Annotated in this window: 1 protein-coding gene; it reads right to left on the reverse strand. The window is 42.9% G+C overall.

Features of this window, described 5'->3' with window-relative positions:
• Positions 1-29: 29 nt before the first annotated feature.
• Positions 30-905, reverse strand: a complete 876-nt coding sequence (locus VHA02S_RS24885) for a BstA C-terminal domain-containing protein (protein ID WP_038899043.1) — start codon at positions 903-905, stop codon at positions 30-32.
• Positions 906-1,007 lie beyond the last annotated feature (102 nt).

Raw genomic sequence — 1,007 nt, forward strand, 5'->3', positions numbered from 1 at the left:
CGAATCACTCTTAAACAGATTGTTAGGTGCTAATTGCTCAATCGTGCTGGCTGAACGGCTTGAACTAATGCAGGTATATCGACATTGTTTAAACCACCTTTTTTTGCCTTGTTGTTCAGATAAGTGCCAAACTTCTCGGTGACATAAATATCGTCCATCCAACGGCGAAACTCCCCCAAAGCCTCGACAGGATAAATCCACGCCATTGGATCTTTTTGAGGAAAATCTTCTGGAAATACGTGGAGATGCTTTCGGCGAAGACCGTATTTTTGATCAAAGCAGTTACCGCTCCAATGCTTGCCCCAAGCCATACCAACGCTTATATCTGGCATGGTATTACAGTCAAAAGGCATACCACTTCTAATTCCGGATATTACCAAATTCGCAATTTCAGAAAAGACGCTGAAGTAACCTGATGGCAACTCGTTAAGTGTTATACGCTCATGAAAAGTTTTCCAATATAGTGGCAACGAGTCTTCAGGGTTGTAACCAGTGCGTTCATAAATGAATGCACGGAGAGTTAGCTTGGCAAGACTACGATAGTTGAGTTTTGCTTGCTCTTGAGGCGTTTGAGAGTCGAACGCATAGTATTCAAGGATTGCCATACAATTGACATCGTTGATTGCATGGTAGGTTTTCCCGTCAACCGTAATCGGAACATACAAACTACTTGGGTCACCTCCCTGCTCTCGAATAAGTTGCTCAATAGCTAGACCACGAGGCTTGAAGCGCAAATCTACTTCCCAGTCTTTTACAAGTGTGATTATTACACTTGGTGCGACACCACATAGAGCAGCCAGACCACGAGCACCAAGATAAGGGGTGCCGTTGTTCATGACTCCCATTTCAATGCCGTCAGGAGCTGTATGTTTTACCGAAGATAGCTGAAGGTTGTATTGTTCCATTTAGATTCCTTACGAATAGATACCCACTTTTTATATGTGGTTTAATATGCAAGAAAACAAGTATGGGATACGATATTTTTAGCACCTAACGCCTTGCTAAGG

The sequence above is a fragment of the Vibrio harveyi NBRC 15634 = ATCC 14126 = KCTC 12724 genome (assembly GCF_001591145.1).
GTDB lineage: Bacteria > Pseudomonadota > Gammaproteobacteria > Enterobacterales > Vibrionaceae > Vibrio > Vibrio harveyi.

Excerpts from the sequence above, each read along its gene's own strand:
- VHA02S_RS24885 (WP_038899043.1), bottom strand. The coding sequence starts at position 905 with ATGGAACAATACAACCTTCAGCTATCTTCGGTAAAACATACAGCTCCT.